This is a genomic window from Acinetobacter sp. BMW17 (assembly GCF_001592855.1).
Lineage (GTDB): Bacteria > Pseudomonadota > Gammaproteobacteria > Pseudomonadales > Moraxellaceae > Acinetobacter > Acinetobacter johnsonii.
Window position 1 is genome coordinate 124,266 of record NZ_LSOD01000008.1, and the last position, 22,427, is coordinate 146,692.

Annotated in this window: 15 protein-coding genes and 1 pseudogene; 7 read left to right on the top strand and 9 right to left on the bottom strand. The window is 42.6% G+C overall.

Annotated features, from left to right (window positions below; translation table 11 throughout):
* Window position 1: 1 nt before the first annotated feature.
* From AXW61_RS02335 to msuE, 4 genes and pseudogenes are all read right to left on the bottom strand, one after another.
* Window positions 2–823 (bottom strand): annotated as a pseudogene (locus tag AXW61_RS02335) (SDR family NAD(P)-dependent oxidoreductase).
* Window positions 820–1,230, bottom strand: a complete 411-nt coding sequence (locus tag AXW61_RS02340; protein ID WP_062032009.1) for a DoxX-like family protein — start codon at window positions 1,228–1,230, stop codon at window positions 820–822. The pseudogene AXW61_RS02335 and the gene AXW61_RS02340 overlap by 4 nt, the downstream one beginning before the upstream one ends.
* Before the next feature lie 127 nt (window positions 1,231–1,357).
* Entirely contained in the window at window positions 1,358–2,464 is a 1,107-nt protein-coding gene (gene sfnG, locus AXW61_RS02345) for a dimethylsulfone monooxygenase SfnG (RefSeq protein ID WP_062032012.1), read from the bottom strand.
* Window positions 2,465–2,491: 27 nt separating this feature from the next.
* Complete coding sequence (gene msuE, locus AXW61_RS02350; RefSeq protein WP_062032015.1) at window positions 2,492–3,220, bottom strand: FMN reductase; 729 nt, start codon at window positions 3,218–3,220, stop codon at window positions 2,492–2,494.
* Between the two features lie 377 nt (window positions 3,221–3,597).
* Here msuE and AXW61_RS02355 point away from each other — a divergent pair, with 377 nt between their 5' ends.
* Window positions 3,598–4,248, top strand: a complete 651-nt coding sequence (locus AXW61_RS02355) for a response regulator transcription factor (RefSeq protein ID WP_004691689.1) — start codon at window positions 3,598–3,600, stop codon at window positions 4,246–4,248.
* A 58-nt stretch (window positions 4,249–4,306) separates the two neighbouring features.
* Here AXW61_RS02355 and AXW61_RS02360 read toward each other — a convergent pair whose 3' ends face one another.
* Together AXW61_RS02360 and AXW61_RS02365 are read right to left on the bottom strand one after the other, a co-directional pair.
* On the bottom strand, window positions 4,307–5,074 hold the full coding sequence (locus tag AXW61_RS02360; RefSeq protein ID WP_062032017.1) for a hypothetical protein: 768 nt from the start codon (window positions 5,072–5,074) through the stop codon (window positions 4,307–4,309).
* A gap of 402 nt (window positions 5,075–5,476) precedes the next feature.
* A complete protein-coding gene (locus AXW61_RS02365) occupies window positions 5,477–8,974 on the bottom strand; it encodes a PAS domain-containing hybrid sensor histidine kinase/response regulator (protein WP_062032089.1) in 3,498 nt (1,165 codons plus the stop codon).
* A gap of 186 nt (window positions 8,975–9,160) precedes the next feature.
* On the opposite strand from AXW61_RS02365, the gene AXW61_RS02370 reads away from it, so the two are divergent.
* The 4 genes from AXW61_RS02370 to betT all read left to right on the top strand — a co-directional run bounded on the left by AXW61_RS02370 (window position 9,161) and on the right by betT (window position 14,274).
* Window positions 9,161–9,493, top strand: coding sequence for a DUF485 domain-containing protein (locus AXW61_RS02370; protein ID WP_004691685.1), 333 nt, complete (start codon window positions 9,161–9,163; stop codon window positions 9,491–9,493).
* Window positions 9,493–11,208 (top strand): cation acetate symporter, encoded by a 1,716-nt coding sequence (locus tag AXW61_RS02375; RefSeq protein ID WP_062032020.1) that lies wholly within the window; start codon window positions 9,493–9,495, stop codon window positions 11,206–11,208. The genes AXW61_RS02370 and AXW61_RS02375 overlap by 1 nt, the downstream gene beginning before the upstream one ends.
* 251 nt (window positions 11,209–11,459) lie before the next feature.
* A complete protein-coding gene (locus tag AXW61_RS02380; RefSeq protein WP_004691682.1) occupies window positions 11,460–12,149 on the top strand; it encodes an ion channel in 690 nt (229 codons plus the stop codon).
* A 157-nt stretch (window positions 12,150–12,306) separates the two neighbouring features.
* On the top strand, window positions 12,307–14,274 hold the full coding sequence (gene betT, locus AXW61_RS02385) for a choline BCCT transporter BetT (RefSeq protein ID WP_062032021.1): 1,968 nt from the start codon (window positions 12,307–12,309) through the stop codon (window positions 14,272–14,274).
* Window positions 14,275–14,323: 49 nt separating this feature from the next.
* Here the strand turns inward: betT and omp33-36 are convergent, their stop codons facing one another.
* A complete protein-coding gene (gene omp33-36, locus AXW61_RS02390) occupies window positions 14,324–15,211 on the bottom strand; it encodes a porin Omp33-36 (protein WP_062032024.1) in 888 nt (295 codons plus the stop codon).
* 1,086 nt (window positions 15,212–16,297) lie between these two features.
* Here omp33-36 and AXW61_RS02395 point away from each other — a divergent pair.
* Both AXW61_RS02395 and AXW61_RS02400 read left to right on the top strand, forming a co-directional pair.
* The gene (locus AXW61_RS02395) at window positions 16,298–18,043 is read left to right on the top strand and encodes a GGDEF domain-containing protein (RefSeq protein WP_062032028.1); all 1,746 of its coding nucleotides are present in this window, start codon (window positions 16,298–16,300) and stop codon (window positions 18,041–18,043) included.
* 60 nt (window positions 18,044–18,103) lie between these two features.
* Window positions 18,104–18,571 (top strand): HIT domain-containing protein, encoded by a 468-nt coding sequence (locus AXW61_RS02400; protein WP_062032031.1) that lies wholly within the window; start codon window positions 18,104–18,106, stop codon window positions 18,569–18,571.
* Window positions 18,572–18,802: 231 nt separating this feature from the next.
* Here the strand turns inward: AXW61_RS02400 and uvrA are convergent, their stop codons facing one another.
* Complete coding sequence (gene uvrA, locus AXW61_RS02405) at window positions 18,803–21,634, bottom strand: excinuclease ABC subunit UvrA (RefSeq protein WP_062032033.1); 2,832 nt, start codon at window positions 21,632–21,634, stop codon at window positions 18,803–18,805.
* Window positions 21,635–21,954: 320 nt separating this feature from the next.
* A complete protein-coding gene (locus AXW61_RS02410; RefSeq protein WP_062032036.1) occupies window positions 21,955–22,329 on the bottom strand; it encodes a hypothetical protein in 375 nt (124 codons plus the stop codon).
* Window positions 22,330–22,427 lie beyond the last annotated feature (98 nt).

Consider the following 22,427-nt stretch of genomic DNA (forward strand, 5'->3'; position numbering starts at 1 on the left):
ATTATTTTGAGTTGAGGTGTGCTAAAGCTGTATCTTTGATTGGATTTCGACGCCAATAATAGGGCCGTAAAAATCAGAGCAACAGACGTAAGGGCGTCATCCATACGATGCGAGTATGGCGACGTTTATTCTCTAAAATACGTTGAGCCAAATAGCGACAGACCACTTCGGGAGGATCGATAATAAACAAAAAAAGCCGTTTCATTTTATTCCAGTGCTGAACATTGCCATTTTGCCATGAGGATACCAGTAGGTCGGTTGCTACCATTCCGGGACTGAGTGTGCCGACTTGAATGTGGGTCTGTTTGGTTTCTTTAAACAGGGCTTGACTAAAGTAGCCTACGGCACGTTTGGTGGTGGCATAGACGGTCATGCCTGCACTCCATCCCCAACCTTCCATATTGAAAATTTGACCATAGCCTTGTGCCAGCATGCCGTTTAAGGCCACTTGTGAGCCGAACATACTGCCGAGAATATTGGTTTGAACCACAGTTTGTATGTCTGCTGCTGCAAGATCTTTAAAGTCTAGTGTCGCTGTACAACTGCCTGCATTATTAATCCAAATCTGATCAGCACCAAAGTGTTGAATGGCTTCATCCCAAAGCGTTTGTACTTCATGGATCTGCGTGACATCGCAAGTGACGGCATGAATCAGCGCAGCGGGAAAGCGATGCTGTAGCTGTTGCAGGGCGCTGTGCAAATCTGTGCTATTTCGGCCAGAAATCACGACGGCTTGTTGCTGTTCCAAGAAGGCTTGAGCTAAACCCAAGCCGATACCTTTAGAACTGCCTGTAATGACGATGCAACCTGATTTTGAATTCATATGGATCCTTTACTTTGTGAACTAAAGGACGTCGCTTCTTGGCTGTGAAGCATGCAATAACAAACGGATAGACTGATCATCGCAAGGTTCATAACCACAGGATTAAAAGCACGAATGAGACTGTCTGGGATCAGAAAAGCGACCAGTGCGAATAAAAACACTAAGCTAAAGATACTGAGGTAATGCAGATATTTACTTGAATTAAATAGGAACAATAAAGCAAAAACACACTCAAGCACACCTGAGCCCTGACCTGCCAGTTGGGCCTGTGTGTAGGAAAGCCCAAAAGTTTGCCAAATGGCAATCTCATCGGGATTAATAAAGAGGATTTTAGGAATTAGACCTTGATAGCCCCATAAAAAGGCCAAAGAGAGATTAATGAATTTGGAAGGTTGGCTGTTGTTCATATCAAGTGGTTATTTTTTACTTTGTGTGGATTATACACCAATAAAAAAACCCTCAAGCCGAGCCTTGAGGGAAGAATAGAGTCACCTATCATTATTATTTTTTAGTTCGTGTCTGCTGCTTACCGAGCTAAGCAGATTTGGCAGTCTCAACCGATTGCTGCTGAGCTTCCAACTCACGAACCAATGGCAACACTTTGGCACCGAAGTATTCAACCTCTTCGATAAAATGTAAAAAACCTGAAAGGATTAAATCCACACCAACGGCTTTTAATTCCACAATCCGTTCCGCAATTTGGCGTGGTGTGCCAATCAAATTGGTTTTAAAGCCATCATTGTATTGAACCAAATCTTCAAAGGTCGATTTGGCCCAATTGCCTTCACCTTCAAGTGTTGCTGCACCCGCTTCACGGGTGGCATCGCCAAAGGCATGTACCGCTTGAATATTGGCTTTATCAATAATTTCTTGCAGAACCGTTTTCGCTTCTTCCTCTGTATCTCTAGCAATAATGAAAGCATTCACTCCAATTTTGACCTGATGGCCATTCTGTTGGGCTTTTGCACGAATATCATCAATCTGTTTTTTGAGCTCCTCAGGGGTGTTGCCATTGGTGAAATACCAGTCTGAAACCCGTGCAGCCATATCCCGTGCAGCGCGTGAACTGCCGCCTTGGAAAATTTCAATATGCGGCTTTTGCACAGGTTTGGGTGACAAGGTGTAGTCTTTGAACTGGTAGTACTTTCCATCGAAACTATAGTTGTCTTGGGTCCAAACGCCTTTTAATGCACGAATAAATTCTTCCGAGCGGGCATAGCGTTGGTCATGTTCAGGCCATGCTTCACCAATGGCATCAAATTCGCCGCGAAACCAACCACTAACCACATTAATCGCAATACGTCCTTGGGTTAAGTGGTCGATGGTTGCAAGCTGTTTTGCGGCAAGCACGGGTTTCCACGGGCCAGGTAAAATAGCGGCAATGACTTTGAGTTTGCTGGTTTTGGCTAAGATACCGTGACTAAAACTGACCGACTCATGTTGGTTTTCTGCATTATAACCTGCAGTAAAACGAATCTGAGTTAGAGCATAGTCAAAGCCATTTTTTTCCGCAGCCTGCGCTAAACGGACGTTATAGTCATAACTCCAGTCCGTGCGCTGCTCAATATTACTCACCACTAAGCCACCGCTGACATTGGGAACCCAATAAGCAAACGTAATATTTTTATTCTGTTGTGACATGTGAAAACCCTCTCAATGCTTTTTGCGTTAAGCGACCTGTGGTTTGGCTTTTTTCTGATGCAAGCGAGACTCGGCTGCATCTAAATTTGGTACTGCCGCTGAAGGCAGTACATCATCTTGTTCGATTTGTGTGTTGATACCCAAGTTCTGATTGGCAAGTTGGGTTTTTTCTTTCACCACTTCTGCACGCTGACCTTTGGCAGGTGCCCATTCTAGAATGGGTAAAGCACGGGCCACAGCAAGAGTGATGCGATCTCGTAATAATTCACTGTGGATGGTATACGCGGGTGTAAAGTCTTTGTCTGTGGCATAGACACCAATCGGTAAAGTTTGCGCTTGGAAGAAACTAAATAGTGGGCGAAGTTGATGCTCCAGTACCAACGCATGGCGTTCACTGCCGCCTGAGGCTGCAAGTAGTACCGGTACATCGACCAGCGCCGTTTGCTCAACAAAGTCGAAAAAGTGTTTGAATAAACCGGTAAATGAAGCACGGTAAACAGGCGTTCCAACAATCAAAGCATCGGCAGCTTCGACCGCGGCTAGGTCATCTTGCACACGTTGTGGCAGTTGGTTGCGGTAAATCGCGCCACCGAGTAAATGGCCAATTTCGCTGAATTTAATGAAATGTACATTGATTGGGGTTGCATTGCCCAGTTCATTTAATATTTCTTGTACTAATGCCTCAGTTTTAGACGGGGTATTTAAACCACCTGACACAGCGACAATATTGAGTGGTTTTTGCAGTAAAGTAGACATAAGGACAGCCCTAAAGTGTTGTATCTCGGAATGGGCTTATTTATCTAATATTTGCATTTGGTCTGTAAAATAAAGAAATAGCGTTAAGTTATCTGATTTTAAGATATATCTGTTGAACTTGAAAAAGGCTGCTTAAATTTTTATTAAATGGTTGTATTTTATATATATATTTAAAATAAATAACCTTTTTCGATGTACTGATAAATTTTATATCAAAATGTGATTAGTTATTTATATTTCAAGATCGACTTGGAATTGAGGCTATTTTTCTGAATAAAGCGTGATAAAGTGAAAAAAAGTTAGACTTTGCATATCCTTATCGGCACTTGTATGGTTAGAATAGTCAAGACTAGTGCACTCGAAATCTGTCGTTGCTTATGAATATATTAATCGTTGATGACCATCCGCTGTTTCGCCATGCGTTAATCCAAGCTGTTCGTTATAGCTTACCGCAAGCTCAAATTCATGAAACAGCCGCAGTAAACGAGTTTTATGAACGCCTTGAAAAAGGTCCTGAACCTGATTTGGTGCTATTGGACTTAAACTTACCAGGTGCTTCAGGTTTTTCTGCATTGGTACACGTTCGTGCCCAGTATCCATCATTACCGATTATTGTCGTTTCAGCGCATGAAGAGACTTCGATCATTCAGCGTTCAATTGCGCATGGTGCGATGGGGTATATTCCAAAGTCGGCACATCCAAGTCATATTGGCGAAGCAATTCGCGAAGTCTTAGATGGTGAAATTTGGTTGCCGCCAAATTTACCCGCTAACATGAACTTTGACCCACGTGCTGCCGATGAAACTGCACTGGCTGAGCGAATTCAATCCTTAACACCGCAGCAGTTCCGTGTTTTGATGATGGTGGCAGAAGGTTTGCTGAATAAGCAGATTGCTTATGAACTTGATGTTTCAGAAGCGACGATTAAAGCGCACGTGACTGCGATTTTCCGTAAGCTTGGAGTACAGAACCGAACTCAAGCGGTACTCGCGATCAATGCTTTAAATATTGAAGAAAAACGCATGTAAGCTGATCTATTGAATTAAAAAAGCGCTGAATCATCAGCGCTTTTTTTCGGTTTTGAGTTTAAGCCAAGCAGTTTTGTTTGCTGGTGACATCGGTACAAAATAAAGGATTTAAAGCACATTGCAAGTCATCAATTTGCTCTTCAGAGACATAGCCCTGTTGTTTCAAATAAGCGGCAACACGGTCATCACGCAGACTTAAAAAGGCCGCATCATACACGCCAAGATCGACAAATAAAGCCGCCGTTTCTAAGCTATTGAAACGGTCTAAGTAGATTTCGTTGTCATACATGAGGAAAATATGGTCTTGTGTTCCTTGCGCATCAATACTTAATCGATCCGCCAAGATTTGCGGTGGTGTTTTAATAAAGAGCAGATCCGACAATTGGTCAAACTGGGTGGTGTCGAGTTGATCCTGATCGGTTTTGACTTTACCGAGCCATGCTTTAAACACCAAAACTGCACCGCCGCGAAGGAGCATGCTCCAAATTTGATGGCGCACATCTGCACTGAGTCCGCTGGATTCGGCTTCCAATGCCAGCAAGAACGGGTCTTCTTGTTGCTGAAGTTTTTCAAATAGACCTAAACCTTGCGGTTGGTAAGCCGCGGGGCGAAACACATCAAAGTCGAGTTGTTCAAACACTTGTAATGCGAGGGGAATAGCGGTGTGATACAGCGTATCTAAGGCCTGAACATGAGTCTCGCTGAGTTTACTTTGTTTAAAGAGTTCAACCCAGTCGATACTGGGTAAAAAGGCATTGGCACTATACTGGCGCAGAAATTGTTGCGACTGATCTGAGCCATGTGGCATTGCTTTAGAAATGTTCATCATAAAACTCCAAGAGAAGGATGATCAGTTTCTTCAGCGAAGGAAGGGGTATATAGGTAGAAAAACTGATCTTTTCTTAGTCCTAGTTATCTGCCAATCCCCTATGGAGATGAATAAGACTAAAGTCGTAGTTTATGTTTTTATGCATATTTAGTTTAGATAAAACAGGTGCTTGAGAAATTGTAACTAAGTATACAAGTGTTCACTAATGTAATTGGTGTATTTTGCCATAGTAAAAGTAGGTGTGTAATTTTTAGCCAATATTGTTGGGCTTCAACGTGCTGAAAATGAGCACTTTTGTAGAAATCTTTAAAATTTTAGTCAGTTTGCCATGTATACAGAGCCTAAAAAAGACAAAACCCAAGTCAAGTGACTTGGGTTTTGTGAGTAAATGTAGTGAATTTATTCAGGATTTGAAATTTTTAAACCCGATAACCATGCTCGTAAAGAAGCAGGTTTTAATGGTTTTTTCAAAAGCACGATATTCATATCTTTGACCCGTTGTGGCAGTTCAGGATCTGAGTCTGCGGTAATCAAAGCGACGGGGACATTTTCTTGACGATTGGCCAAAATAAAGTCCAAACCAATTTTGTCATGGTTTAAGTGTTGATCGACCAACCAGACCTGAATGTTTTCTTGTTGAATCATCTCAAAAGCCTGTTCAGGCTCGGTTGCCTTAAACACTTGATAGCCCCATTTGGTCAGGAGAGTCGACATCCCTTCTAAAATGGTTTCGTCATTGTCCAAGCACAAAATCTTATAGGCTTTGGTTTTGAGTGGAACTGCTTGTACAGGCGCTGCTACGACTTTTGGTGGGTCAATGATTGGTACTTCAATCATAAAGCATGACCCTTTGCCATACTCTGAATAGACATGCACTGGGTAGTCGAGCAGGCTGGTCATCCGTTGTACGATGGCCAAGCCCAAGCCAAGCCCTTGCTCACCCCACGGTGAGGTATGGCCACAGCGCTCAAACTCTTGGAATAGTTTAATCCGTTGTTCTTCTGCAATCCCAGGTCCTGTATCCCACACCCCAATCCGAATATGGCGTGGCTTGTCCGTGGAGCGGAGTACCCCCACCACCACTTTGCCTTTGGCGGTATAGCGTAGGGCATTACTGACAAAGTTTTGAATAATACGGCGAATCCACTGTGGGTCAGTATCAATCCAGAACTGAGCATCATGTACGCTGAAACGAATACTGCGCTGTGCTGCAATGGATTTAAACTGCAATTCGAGGTCACTGAGTAAATCATGCAGCGGATAAGCCTGACGGTTCGGTTGAATGGTACCACCTTCAAGACGTGCAATATCCAGCAGGGCAGACAACATACTTTCTGCACCGTGTAAGGCACGATCAAGCTGTTGTAGGGTTTTACGGTCTTCTTCACTTTGTACGCTTTGTTCTAAAGCCGTACTGAACAGACGCGCGGCATGCATGGGTTGCAATAAGTCATGACTGGCCGCGGCAATAAAGCGGCTTTTCGACATATTGGCTTTATCGGCTTGCTCACGTGCTAGTTGTTGTTCAGTTAATGCATCTGCTAGCTGTTGAGTTCGGTCTTGGACACGCGCCTCCAGCATGGCTTCGTTTTCACGGAAGGCGGTAATGTCGGCGAAGGTGGTGACGAAGCCACCGCCTTCAATTGGATTGCCGCGCATCTGAATGACACGACCATCTTTACGAATCCGTTCAAACTCGTGTGCGCTACCGACTTGCATCCAGTGCATCCGTTTCCGTACATGTTCTTCGACCGAACCCGGGCCACATTCGCCGCGCTCTGCGTTATACCGAATCAAATCGGAAATTGGACAACCGACATAGACAATGTCCTTCGGATAATCAAACAGTTTTAAATATTGGTTATTCCATGCCACCAAACACATATTTTCATCGACCACACTCACCCCTTGGGTCATGTGGTCAATCATGGTCATGATCAGGTTTTGATTAAAACGTTGCCACTGTGAGGCTTGGTCTAGAATGTTTGCCACTTGCCCCAAAGCGAGGCCATTGTTGACCATTGCGGTGGTGAGCAGGGTACGTGCCGATGCAGCGCCAATCGTGCCTGCTAAATATTGTTCGGTAAAACGCCACCACATGCCGTTGGCATTGCTGTTTTCATTCAGCACCACATTGTTCTGGGCACAGAACTGTTGGAAAGCGCGCATAGTTGCGCCATCGCCAGTAATCCGTTTGGCTAAGGTGATTAAATCACCAACTTTTAAGCGTGCAACATCGTGATGAATGTAGTTGATGTCTGTTGACGTGCTCTGTGTTGGCAGTGGCTTAGTTTCATAATAGAAAAAGCTTTCTGCTTGAATTTGTTCGGCCACGCTGGGGCGGAAAATTCGGGAAATCCAAATGTATAAAATAATATTCAGACCCAGTGCCCACACCACCCCATGGGTAAGTGCGGCAAAGGATTCAAAACCGAGCAGGGCTTCAGGACGTAACCAGTTAATGCCCATTGGCCCGAAATTGAGAAAGCTTTCGGTAAAGTGTGAATATTCAGCAGGCAAACTGCGCAGTACAGTGGGTAACAGTAGGGTGTAGGCCCACATACCAAAACCAGCCAATAAACCTGCATAGACGCCTTGTTTACTGCCGCCACGCCAGTACAGACCACCTATGAGGGCAGGTGAGAACTGAGCCACCGCACTAAAGGCCAACAAGCCAAAGACTGAAAGTTGGTCAATGTCATTGAAAAAATGGAAGAACAAAAAGCCCAATAACATTACGGCTAAAATACAGACCCGACGGGTAAATTTAAGCACCAAAGGTAAGCGTTTATCGTGGCGGGACAGTAAATTAGTACGCCATAAGGCAGGCATGATCAAGTCATTACTGAGCATGATCGATAGTGCCACTGAAGACACCAACAGCATACCCGTAGAGGCAGAGAAGCCGCCTAAAAAGGCCAATAGGGTTAACCAGTCTTGGCCATAACTTAAAGGTAAAGACAAAACCGCTACATCGGGAATCGCTAAGTAACCTGGCGTTGCATGCAGCGCCCAACTGGCAATCGGGATAATGGCAATGATGGTTAAAACTAAATAAACTGCGAACCAGCGCCGTGCCCCGCGAATATGTTTTTCATCACGCAATTCGACCACAGCGACGTGGAACTGACGCGGTAAGCAAATGATCGCGAGTCCGGCCAACAAGGTTTGAATCCAAAATGTATCGGGCACACCAATCAGTTGTACTTGATGGAAAGTTTCTGCGACATCCTTAGAGATCTGATGGATGTTTTCAGGCGCAGCAAACACGAAAAAGAGCGCGACACACAGCAAAGCAAACAGTTTGACAAAAGACTCGAAGGCAACTGCCAACATCAGACCGCCATGTTGTTCTGTATTGGCAATCTGTCTGGTCCCGAAAATCATAGCTAAAATAGCCAAGATACCAGTGAGGAACAGTACACCGTTGGTGGTTGAGGCGATGCTGCCTGCGGTGGGCTCTAAAATCACCGCAGCACTGAGTGCAATAGCGCGTAACTGCAGGGCTAAGTAAGGAATAATCGCAATGACGGCGAGGATAGTCACCATTGAGGCCAAAGGCCCACTTTTACCATAGCGTGCAGCGACAAAATCGGCAATCGATGAAATAGCATGGTGCTGACGGACGCGGCCTAAACGGCGCCAAATGTCATAGCCCAGTGCGACGAAGAGTAGTGGGCCAAGGTAGATCGGCAGAAAGATAATGCCTTCACGAACCGCTGCACCTGTTGCGCCATAAAATGTCCAAGACGAACAGTAGACCCCTAAAGTTAAACTAAACAATAGCATGCGCCCACGCGTGCTCAGGCGGCTGGCGTGTTTCTCACCAAAAAAGGCGCAGATAAAGAGTAAGACGATATAGAGGGCCAATACCCCGATAATGAGCCAGCTGTTCATTTTACCTAAAGTTTTTCCATCATCTCGGCCATCATAGCGCATCTCGGATAGAGGCTGCTGAGCTTGTTTAAAATTTACAGACCAAAGTCTAAATTACAACCAATACAGAAGCTTGCTACTTTAGCAAATGTAATAATTCGAATTAAAAAATTGTATCTACGGTTGGATACAGACAGGAGTATGGTTATGGATGAGAGACAAGTAGAACAGATTCTACAAAATCCCAAATTCAAGGAAATGGTTAGTCGTAAAAGTAAACTGAGCTGGACACTGACAACTATTATGTTGGTTGTATACGTTGGTTTCATGTTGTTGGTCGGCTACAACAAAGAATTTTTAATGACTTCAGTCAGTGGTGGGGTGACCACGATTGGCATGCCATTGGGTCTAAGCATTATTGTATTGTCTTTTGTTTTGTGTGGTGTTTATTCGTATATCTCGAATAACAAACTCGACGCATTAAATGAAGAAGCAATGCGTGAAGTCGAAGCCATTGCGCAAGAGAAAGGACAGCACTAATGAAATGGAATTCATTGAAAGCGCTTACAGTCGCTGCTACAGCACTGTTGGCTTCGAGCCTAGCACTTGCAGGCCCAGATTTGGGTGAGGCTCAACAGCAAGCGACAAACTGGCATGCCATTATCATGTTCGGTATCTTTGTCGGATTTACTTTGCTCATCACCAAATGGGCAGCAAAACAAACCACCAACACTGCTGACTTCTACACAGCGGGTGGCGGGATTTCAGGTTTCCAAAATGGTTTAGCGATTGCGGGTGACTATATGTCCGCAGCATCATTCTTGGGTATTTCCGCAATGGTTTTCAGTTCAGGTTTTGACGGCTTGCTGTATTCATTGGGTTTCATGGTCGGTTGGCCAATCGTATTGTTCTTGGTGGCTGAACGTCTACGTAACTTAGGTAAGTTCAACTTATCTGACGTAGTGTCATTCCGTTTAGCAGAAAAACCAGTACGTACGCTTGCAGCAGTAAGTTCATTGGTTGTCGTTGCATTCTATCTGATCGCTCAGATGGTGGGTGCAGGTCAGCTGATCAAACTATTATTTGGTTTGAACTATAACATTGCTGTAGTAATTGTTGGTCTTCTGATGATGGCTTACGTGATCTTCGGTGGGATGTTGGCTACGACGTGGGTACAGATTATTAAAGCTGTAATGCTTTTGTCTGGCGCGACATTCATGGCTTTCATGGTGATGAAAGGCGTAGGCTTCAGCTTCTCTGAAATGTTCACGCAGTCAATTCAAGTTTTCTCTAAAGTACATGACATTTCTTTAGCAGAAGCGGGCAATATCATGGGCCCAGGTAAACTTGCAGCGAACCCAATTGATGCCATTTCTTTAGGTTTGGCTTTAATGTTCGGTACAGCGGGTCTACCACACATCTTAATGCGTTTCTTTACCGTTAAAGATGCTAAAGAAGCACGTAAATCAGTGGTTGTTGCAACAGGTTTCATTGGTTACTTCTACCTTCTAACTTTCATCATTGGTTTTGGTGCGATCCTTTATGTATCGAACAATCCACAGTTCCTTGATGTCGCGAAAATGGCTGTGACGGGCAAGCTAGAGCTTGTTGGTGGTAACAACATGGCAGCGGTTCACTTGTCTGATGCATTGGGCGGTGACTTGTTCATGGGCTTCATTTCAGCAGTGGCGTTCGCAACGATTCTTGCTGTTGTTGCAGGTCTGACCTTGTCAGGTGCTTCAGCAATCTCACATGACTTGTACGCAAATGTATTCAAGAAAGGTCAAACGACTCCTGAATCTGAACTTCGTATGTCTAAAATCGCGACTTTAGGTCTTGCTATTTTTGCAATGATTTTAGGGATTCTGTTCGAGAAACAAAACGTTGCCTTCATGGTCGGTTTAGCATTCTCTGTAGCAGCATGTGCCAACTTCCCAGTGCTTGTACTGTCAATGTTCTGGAAAGGTTTAACCACACGTGGTGCGGTGATTGGTGGTGTGATTGGTCTAGTGACTGCAGTAACACTAATTATCTTATCTAAAGCCGTTTGGGTCGATACATTGGGTATTTCTGAAACGCCAGTGAACCCATTCAATGGTCCAGCAATCTTTGCAATGCCATTGGCGTTCTTCTGCTGCTGGTTGTTCTCTGTGACTGATAACTCAGCACGTGCACAAGCAGAACGTAAAGCATTTGATGCGCAGTATGTACGTTCACAAACAGGTATTGGTATCTCAGGTGCTTCAGATCACTAATCTGAACCTGAACTAAAAAAAGCCCCTTCATCGGGGCTTTTTTTATGGTGTTGATTCTCTTAACTGTGTTGGCTTTGAATGCTGAAAGACCTAGATTGTGATATTCAGTACTCAAGCAGTACTCAAATTGTTGGACAAAATGAATCGACTGACACGAATAAAAAGCATCGGTTTCAGTGGCTATTCATGCTAAGTTAAAAAAGCGAGAATAAGAACCAATCAAACTTGGCTTTAAAAATAACAGGCTGCATATGCAAGTATTTGTCGAATTTTGGAAAGGCTTCCGTCTACTGCCTTCAGCATGGTTACTGCTGTTGCAATTTATTATGCTGATTTTGGCGCTGTTGAGCGGCCATAGCTTGTCCTTACGTGTATTGGTTTGGGGCTTAGGTGTTTTGGTCCTGTTACTCATTGCCAAGGTCATTCGTCAAACTCCCGTGTTTACCATCCTCGGCTTGAGTTTTGTTGGTGGGGCATTGTTCTTTTCCTTACTGATTTTGCTGGGTGCGCGAGATCCGATGCTGTTGGTGATTAGCCATGCCTTTGAGGCGATGGCCTATTTTATTGCGGCCTATGGCTTGCTGCGCTATATGTTTGCAGACCGTTATTTGACCAAAGATGAGCTATTTGCTGCAGGGGCAGTGTTTACGCTTATTGCATGGGGTTTTGCATTTTTATATAGCATTTGCCAGATTTTAGAACCCAATAGCTTTTTAAATCCCAATGTGGCGGGCGCACAGTCATGGCTCGATTTACTTTTTTTAAGCTTTAGTTTGCAGTCGGCGACAGGTTTGTCCGATTTAATGCCATTAACACCGCTGGCTCGTATGATTGCGATGTTACAGATGTTTTGTGGGGTGATGTATTTGGCTTTAGTCGTCTCACGCTTGATTGCCTTGCAGTATATTCAGCATCGACCCAATGATCATAAAGAAAATTAAACTGTTACAGGATTCGCACTGCCTTATTTTTAAACATAAATTATGATAGAACAGAATCGTTAAATTTTAAGCTATTCATTCTTCACTCTTTATTAGACTCGTCTAATTAACCATTTTGGTTATATCTTTGTACTAAAAATAATTTTCTGGGGGAATTATGCCTTCCATAAAGCCATCGCTGTTTGCAAACATCAAACGGAATGTATTTCTCAGCACTGTCGTGATTCTGGTGCTTTTTCTGGCCTTGATTCTTTTTGACCCAAGTGGTTTTGAGGCTTTAACTAAACATTTAAATCAATGGATTATTGACTCATTTAGCTGGTTTTACGTTTTATCTGTCGCGTTATTTCTGATCTTACTGATCTTTATTGCACTCTCCGATATGGGGAAAATCAAACTCGGCCCCGATCATAGTCTGCCTGAATATAGCAGTGGCTCTTGGTTCGCCATGCTGTTTACTGCAGGGATGGGGATTGGTTTGATGTTCTTCGGTGTCGCTGAACCCGTGATGCACTATGTCAACCCGCCCACGGGAGACGGGCAAACCGTAGATGCCGCACAACAAGCGATGCGGATCACCTTTTTCCACTGGGGATTACATGCATGGGCCATTTATGCGCTTGTGGGATTGTCACTGGCCTATTTCTCTTTCCGACATAATTTGCCTTTAAAGGTTCGCTCCGCTTTATATCCTTTGGTGGGCAAAAAAATCTATGGTGCAACGGGAGATGCGGTTGATACCTTTGCAACCTTAGGCACCATTTTCGGGGTTGCGACCACACTTGGTTTTGGGGTGACCCAAATTAATTCGGGACTGAATTATCTTTTTGGTATCCAGCAAAGTATTGGTATTCAGGTCGGGCTAATCATTTTTGTCACTTTTTTAGCTTCGCTCTCAGTCGGTTTTGGTTTGGACAAAGGCATTAAACGGCTGTCTGAATTGAACTTGGTGCTGGCAGTGGTTTTACTGTTATTTGTGTTTTTTGCCAGTTCTTCCATTTATATCTTACAAACCAGCATTCAAAATGCAGGGCAATATGTATCTAATCTGTTCACGATGACCTTCAACCTCTATGCCTATCAACCCAATGGTTGGATTGGCGGTTGGACCATTATGTATTGGGCTTGGTGGATTTCGTGGTCGCCTTTTGTTGGAATGTTTATTGCCCGAGTGTCTAAAGGTCGAACCATTCGCGAGTTCATTGTCGGGGTGTTGTTCATTCCTACAGGTTTTACCCTGATTTGGATGGGCTTCATGGGGAATGCAGCGCTGTTCAGTATTATTCAAGATGGGCACACTTCTTTAATCTCAGCGGTACAACAAGACTCATCCGTCGCACTGTTTGAATTTTTGACCCATTTACCTTTCTCTCAAATATCGAGCCTGATTGCGACCGTTCTGGTGGTGCTATTCTTTGTGACTTCAGCCGACTCAGGCTCATTGGTGATTGATTACTTAACCGCAGAAACAGAAAATTCACCCTTATGGCAACGATTGTTTTGGACCATTTTGATTGCGTTACTGTCGATTATCTTACTGATGGCAGGCGGACTTTCGGCCTTACAATCAGCCACCATTATGAGTGCCTTACCCTTTACTTTGATTATGTTGTTGGTCTGTTGGGGCTTACTGAAAGCACTGCGTTTGGATGTCACCAAAATGCGTGCACTACAAGATGCGCGAATCACGCCACGTGCGATTCAAAATCCACGCAGTTGGCAACAGCGTTTAGGTCTGATTATGCATTATCCACATACCCAGTCTGAGGTCGAAGAATTTATTGGTCAGCAAGTACAACATGCTTTTTCAGCGGTACAAAAGGAATTTCAGCGCCGTCAGCTAGACGTGACCATTCAACCGATTGAGCATGGCTTGCAGTTACGCGTGGATCACCATAATGAAATTAACTTCATCTATCAGGTGGTTGCCCGTGAAACCCAGCCACCCAGTTTTATGGCAGATCGACTCGAAGAACAGCAGTTTTATCAAGCTGAAGTTTTCTTAAGAGAAGGTGGGCAGAATTATGATGTGATGGATTGGACTTTAGATGATCTATTGCAAGATATTATTGACCAATATGAGCGTCATTTACATTTCTTAAACTTAGTCAGAGCCACAAACTAAAAAAAGGACGCTTAAAGCGTCCTTTTTTCTATTCAGTTTCTAAATTGAATTAGAAGCGGAATTTAGCGTTTACGCCAACAGATTGTGTATCAAGATTTGCACTTTCAGCATTAGCATTTACATAGCTAGCACCTACAGCAATCGCTGGAGTGATGAAGTAGTTTACGTTCGCGCCCCAAGCTTTGTTTGGTAAGTCATCAAAGCTAGACTCTGCATAAGAAGCACCAACACTTAACGCAGGTGTTAAGTAAAGGTCAGTTTTTAATTGGTAAGCAGTGTCTTCACCATAAACAAGACCAGCTTCTAAGCCAAGCGCCATGTTTGTACCGTCGATGTTACCTACGTATTTAGTACGTGCAGTAATCGCATCTTGGTCGTCAGCAATAGTCGCTGCTTCGCCAAAAGTTTTAACTACACCATTGTTCATGATACCGAACGCATCAAGAGCAGTTTGGTCAGCAACGCTAGTATAACCTACAGCAACCAAGAAGTTAGGAGCTACTACAGCACCAAGTTCTAATGCATAACGGTCGCCATTATCATCACGAGTTACTGAATTTTTGCCATCAGTGTGAGTGTGGCTGTAAGACGCGCTTGCATAAGCAGGAACGAATTTAGTTGGTACATAAGCTTCAGCTTTAGCACCGTAAACATGAGATTCGATGTCAGAACGACCTTCATCTACAGGAGCATCATACTGACCATATTGGTAAGCTAAAGATACATTTGATGCTTGGTTTAAGAAAGCAGCTTCAGCTAAAGGACCTTTAGATGAATCAACGTTTTTGAAATAGTAAGTACCTTGTACAGCACCAGTGAAGTTTTTGTCGTTTTCAGTTGTATCTACATACTCTGACTGACCTTGTACTTCGAATTGGTATGCTTGAGCACCGGTCATGGCTAATAATAAAGCAGTGGCTAAACCGAGTTTTTTCATGATATTTACCAGATTGTTAACATTGGATTAAACTAAGGCTATTCTATTGTAACAATTTATTAAGTCAATGAGCTCTAATGGTATTATATTATTGAGTAGTTATTCTAGCTGTGTTAGGGGTTAAAAAGTGCTCAATTGAGTGTATCCATGTCAACCAAAAAAAACTTACAGCAGAACAATAGGGTATACCTATTTAGAAAACAGACGATGCAGGAAAATGAATTGTAATGAACTTGATTTCTAATTGGTAAATTAGATTGAATGTATAGATATAAACGGTAAAAAAGTTAAATAAGGCACCTCAAATATAGGCGTTTTTGTGTCCTAAATCTAAAAAACGCCTAAAATTAGCGCAAAAAGCTCGTTTTTAGCTTGCATAATGTACATATCCTCTGAGTATTTGTGATAATTTTCACGATAATTATAGCGTTGTGTTAATCCATAGTGCTTTAGTTGGCTTTACAAGTGAACGGATTTATTTCATAATGACTTTAGCGAATCATTTAACAATATTGTTGTTTTCTGAGAAGCTAATTCTCCACAAACAGTTTTTGTTTATCTGCCCAACTTTCCCCAAGGTTGGGCTTTTTTTTATTTAAATTTTCGAGATCTTCTTTTTTCTGAATAAAAATCTATTGGAGTTTAATGCGCCATAATGGTGCAATTGTGAGTCTATATTTTTTCATTAAAAACTTTTATTCGGGCAAAAAAAAACCAACTTCTAAAAGAGGTTGGTTTTTTTCGTCAAAACTTGTGAGAAAATTAGAATATCTGCTGAGGATATACTCTAATTCGCCCCAATACCGTGCATTATGCACCTAAATGTCGCATGTGTAAATATAGGCACTTTAAAAAATGGGAATTAAAAATATTGAATGAAATTCACCCTAAACATGAATATTATTAAGGATTGATTTACTTAGCTTTCATAGGTGAGTGAAAGTTTAGCCGTGATCATTTGGGGCTGATGAAATCTTAAAATGATGCAAAACAAAGAATTAATCACTTAAATACACGATATACTGTTCGTATAATAAACAGTTAATTTGGTTTTCTTTTATTTTGGAATGGGGGCGTGGTTGAAGTATGCGAGAAATACGCTCTGAGTATTTGAGTCAAAAGCTGTATATTGCAATGAGCATTATCATTTTGTCATTGTGCAGTCTTTCTATTCCATTGATGGTTAAAAGTTATAATGATTACATTAAAGCCAATCAAGCTTTAATTGAAATACAAGCACTGCAAGCTGTTGCAGACTTGGCCAATAAAATTTCACGAGAGCGCGCACCAGCCAATAAAGTCATGTCGAGTAATCAGCAAGACTTTGCCAAACATGTGCTTGAGTTAAAACTGTATCGGCTTACAGTGGATGAACAGATACAAAAGACTTTAGCGACTTTAAAGCATTCCAACCTTTCCAATTTAGATTTAAGTTTATTTGACCGTTTAGATGAAGCCTTAAAACAAGGCAGACATCAGGTGGATGCCTATGCAGCTCTGCCACGTGAACAACGCAATGCAGAAAAAATGGATCAGGCCATTTTAGAAATGTTCAATGCTTGGGAGCATAGTCACGATGTCCTAAAAGATGTGATTGCAGTTTCGGGAGGCAAAGACACCGCGATTTCAAACTTTTATACCCAAATTTTATTATTAGCGGACTTACGTGATCAGGCTGGTCGTGCTGCATCCAACGTGATGGCGCATGTAGCTTTTAAACAACCAATTCCTGAAACCAATTTAGCGCGTTCTTTACAAACCCGTAAGCAAGTCATGTACCTGTGGGAGCTCATTGATACTTTACAGCCCGAGCGTGATAAAACTCAAGAATTCAGAGAGTTGCATCAAGCGGTTTATAACGAATTTTTAGTTAAAGGGCTACTGATCGTTGAGCGCTTGATGAATGAAAGTATCTACCATCGACCATACTATTTGACGGGGACGCAGTTAACTGAAGCAATCGTTGATAAGTTTTCAACTGTGGTGGAGTTACAAAAGTATTTACTCAAATATAGCGTTGAAAAAGCCACAATCGAAAAGCGTAAAGCGCAAAATGTTCTGCTGATGACGGTGAGTATTTCACTGATTTCAATTTTTGCGGCGCTGTTTACTATGATCTATGCACGCAAAAGAGTGTTTGGCCCACTCATTCAAGCACGTGAAATTCTGTTTGATTTATCCTATTCGAGTATTCGCCCCAACTCGATGGACACCAAAGATCAACCCGCTAATGTGTATTCTTTATTTACAGCAATTCAGCAGTTAAAACAGACGCTTCAGCAGCGAGATGCGTTGGAGTTTCGACTCAAGAATATTGCGCATTTGGATTCATTAACCGGGGTTGCAAACCGTTATGCGTTGAATGAATACATTAAACTTTTGGAAAATCAGCCGACTCAGTTTTCGGAGACTTGTTTAATGGTGATCGACATTGATCATTTTAAACAGGTCAACGATGTGTATGGGCACCTGATGGGGGATCAGGTGATTCAGTTTGTGGCTGAAAAATTAAAAGAAAATATTCGGACATCTGACTTGTTGGTACGTTACGGTGGCGATGAATTTATAGTACTGATTGAAAATGTTGGAATGGAGCGCGCTTTAAAAATTGCGGAAAAGATTCGCTGTGAGATTTATGAAGCGAAGTCGGTCGATAGCGTACGTTGCCCTGATTTGAAAGTTAGTATTAGTATTGGGGTTGCGATTGGCGCGACCAGTTGGATGGCGTTGTTAGAAAAAGCCGATCGTGCTTTGTTTCAAGCCAAAGAGCAGGGGAAAAATAAGGTTGTGGCTTATTCAGTCGGTGAAGTGAATGAATCATATTATATTTGAAATAATTAGCCCTAAATGAATAAATTTAAATAACAGTACAAAAGAATAGATGAGGGGCAAATGAGAACAGACTGTATTTTTTGTCAGATGACACGAAATGAAATACCTTGCCATATTATTGATAGCAATAACGACTACATGGCTTTTTTAACAATTTTTCCGAATACGTTAGGTGCAGCTGTTGTAATCCCCAAAAAACATTACATAAGTTATGCTTTTGATTTGGATGATGATGTTCTCACCGGATTGATACTTTACACCAAGAAAATTGCGAAAAAGTTAGATGGATTCTTTGAAGACGTTGGGCGGACTGCAATGGTATTTGAAGGTTTTGGCGTCGATCATATACATGCAAAATTGTTCCCTATGCATGGAACCAAGCAAATGCATGAAAACTGGAAAGCTGTGAACTCGAATGTCGATAAGTATTTTGACCAATACGAAGGTTATATTTCTTCACATGATTTTCAGCGGGCAAATGATGAAGAGTTGGCTTTGCTTGCTGAGCAGATTCGAGCTTTTGAATAATAAGTTGAACGATTGGTATTAATGACTATTGTTTTAGAGCATCTTCGTACTGGATTGCTGGCATAATTGCCATTGTGTAGCGTTATCTCATTTTTACTGGGCAAAAGTGACAAAACCGACTTGTTTAACTAATGTTCAGTCCCTTGAGCATAGTCAAACAGGCGACATTCATGTCGCCTGTTATGTGGAAGGAGGAAATCCCCCCCCTCTTAAAGTGGGAGAATCCCAGAATTACTTCAACAACGGCTTCAAAAACTTCGCAGTATGTGAAACTTTAGATTTTACGATCTGTTCAGGCGTACCTTCCGCAATAATCATCCCGCCACCTGCACCACCTTCAGGGCCCAAATCAATCACCCAGTCAGCAGTTTTAATCACATCCAAATTATGCTCAATCACCACAATAGTATTGCCCTTATTGCGTAGCTCATGAAGGATATCTAACAGTTTAGCAATGTCATGGAAATGTAGACCAGTAGTTGGTTCATCCAAAATGTACAGTGTTTTGCCTGTATCACGTTTCGCAAGTTCACGTGCCAATTTCACGCGTTGCGCTTCACCACCTGATAGAGTCGTTGCAGACTGACCTAAACGAATATAGCCTAAACCCACTTGATTCAATGTTTCCAAACGACGATGAATCACTGGAATCGCATCAAAGAAATGCATGGCATCTTCAACGGTCATATTCAGCACATCGGAAATGTTCTTACCCTTATAACCCACTTCTAAAGTTTCACGGTTATAACGTTCACCATGACAGTTATCACAAGGCACATACATATCAGGTAAAAAGTGCATTGCCACTTTGATCATGCCGTCACCTTCACAGGCTTCACAACGACCACCTTTCACGTTAAAAGAGAAACGTCCCGCAGCATAACCACGTGCTTTGGCTTCAGGTGTTTGCGCAAATAATTCACGAATAGGAGTAAATAAACCTGTATACGTTGCAGGGTTAGAGCGAGGTGTACGACCAATTGGGCTTTGGTCAATATCAACAACTTTATCAAGGAATTGCAGACCATCAATCGAGTCAAATTTCTCAGCCGTTAATGTCGTTGCACCATTCAGCTGTGTCGCTGCTAAAGGCAATAAAGTACGGTTAATCAGCGTTGATTTACCTGAACCAGATACACCAGTCACACAGGTCATCACACCCAAAGGAATGGTTAAATCCACATTTTGTAGGTTATGACCCGCAGCACCCATCAATTTAATTTGTTCTTCAGGCTTTGGCAGTTCAGTACGTTTTTTCGGTACTTCAATTTTCAGTTTGCCCGATAAATATTGACCCGTGAGAGATTCACTATTCGCAAGGATTTCATCATAAGTCCCTTCAGCAATCACATGACCACCATGAATACCAGCACCAGGACCAATATCGATAATATGATCTGCTGCACGAATCGCATCTTCATCATGCTCAACGACCAAAACGGTATTACCCAAATCACGTAAACGAACTAAGGTTTCCAATAGGCGATCATTATCACGTTGATGCAGACCAATCGATGGTTCATCAAGGACATACATTACGCCCATCAAACCTGCGCCGATTTGCGAAGCCAAACGAATACGTTGCGCTTCACCACCAGATAGTGTTTCTGCTGAGCGAGATAGACTTAAATAGTTCAGACCCACAGAGACTAGAAAGTGCAGGCGCTCACGAATTTCTTTAAAGATTTTATCGGCAATTTCACCTTTTGCACCATCAAGATTTAAATCTTGATAATAACTTTCTGCATCACCAATCGACATTTTGGTAATTTGGGCAATGGTTTTGTCTTTCACTCGAACATGACGTGAAATTTCATTTAGACGTGATCCGCCGCAGGCATCACATGCCGCATTAGACAGGTACTGTGCTAAATCATCACGAACATAGTTACTCTCAGTTTCACGATAGCGACGTTCTAAATGTGGCAAAATTCCTTCAAAAGGTTGTACACGATTATGTTTACGACCACGCTCATCGATATAACTTAAATCAACTTTTTCTTTGCCTGTGCCGTAGAGAAATTTCTTTTTGGTGTCGGCATCCAGTTCATTCCAAGGCGTATCCAAAGAAAAGCCGAAATGCGAAGCCACTTTTTCAATCATGCTGTAGTAGTACGGGCGTTGTCTGTCCCAACCACGAATCGCCCCTTGGCTAATCGAAACCTCAGGGCTTGGAATGAGTTTTTCAGCACTAAAATGGCTACGGGTCCCTAAACCATCACAGGTTGGGCAGGCACCAAAGGGATTGTTAAATGAAAACAAACGCGGCTCAAGTTCTGCAACGGCACGGTCACATTCTGGACATGAGTGTTTAGCCGAAAAGACCCGATCAGGGTGTTCACCGTTCATCCACGAGAGAATCGCAATATCACTTCCGAGACGTAGAGCAGTTTCAAAAGATTCTGCAATGCGGTTGCCGAGGTCATCACGGACTTTAAAACGATCCACCACCACTTCAATGGTGTGTTTTTTCTTTTTATCGAGTTCTGGAATTGGGTCGAGATCTACAATTTCACCATCGACGCGCGCTCGGACAAAACCTTGACTTTGTAGCTGTTCAAACAGGTTGGAATATTCGCCTTTACGCTCACGCACCACAGGTGCAAGCAGCATCAGCGCTGTTCCTTCATCCAATCCTTTTACGGCATCGACCATTTCCGATACGGTCTGTGCCACCATCGGCAAATCATGCTCTGGGCAAAATGGTGTGCCGACACGTGCGTAGAGTAGACGTAAATAGTCATAAATTTCGGTAATGGTACCCACCGTAGAACGTGGGTTATGGCTGGTTGACTTCTGTTCAATCGCAATGGCAGGGCTTAAACCTTCAATTGAGTCAACTTCAGGTTTTTCCATTTGTGATAGGAACTGGCGCGCATAGGCCGAGAGTGATTCGACATAACGACGTTGGCCTTCGGCGTACAGTGTATCAAATGCAAGCGATGACTTACCTGAACCAGAAAGTCCCGTGATCACCACGAATTTATCGCGGGGAATATCAAGGTTCACATTTTTTAAGTTATGGGTACGTGCGCCTCGAATACGGATATGACTTTGGCTCATAAAACTATCTCGAAATTGTGCAGATGAAGGAGGTATATGATAACGACTTATGCTTTATTCAAGTGTTAAACATGATTTTATAGCGACAAATCATGTCGGCCAAAAGAAAAGTGATGCTGCTAGACTGTAGCTAGATTTCAGTGTTGAAACAAGTCTCAAGCTATCGATACTGGCTGCGACTGAAGATAGAAAGATGTTTACGCATTGTGTAAAAAAGAGTGAATCTCCCATTCGGCGTAGTGCAAAAGTTGAATCATGGCTGTGCTATTTTTGGTTTGCCATACGCCTTCAGGGATAGAGTATTGTTATGGTTACGGCATTTAGCATGCTAGCGCATAACGACGTTCAAAGATTGAATCGACCGTCTCAAAAGCAAAGGGACGGATAATGTCATGATGGAGACGGGCATAGAAATTGACTTCATGCTCAAGAGTTTGTAAGAAGGCGTTGTAGTCATCTTCAAAGTCTGGCAGGTCGAGTAAGTCTTGTTCTCGACTTAAAACGCAATGATATTTTTTAATAAACGCCAACATCAATTTTTGAATATGTGGATTGGTATAATAAATGAGATAGGTCGCGGCAGAACCGCAGTGTAAACAGCCTTTTTCAAGGTAAATTTCTTCGTTATTCAGCCAGCAACATTGTACGGTAAAAAATGCACGAATGGCTTCAGTACCTAGAGTATCAGGATGCATGAGAACGGCCCTCGAAAGCTAATTATGAAAATGATAATTATTATCATTATTAGAGTTTAGTTTTAAATGCTTAAAATAGCAATCGCGCCTTCTGAAAA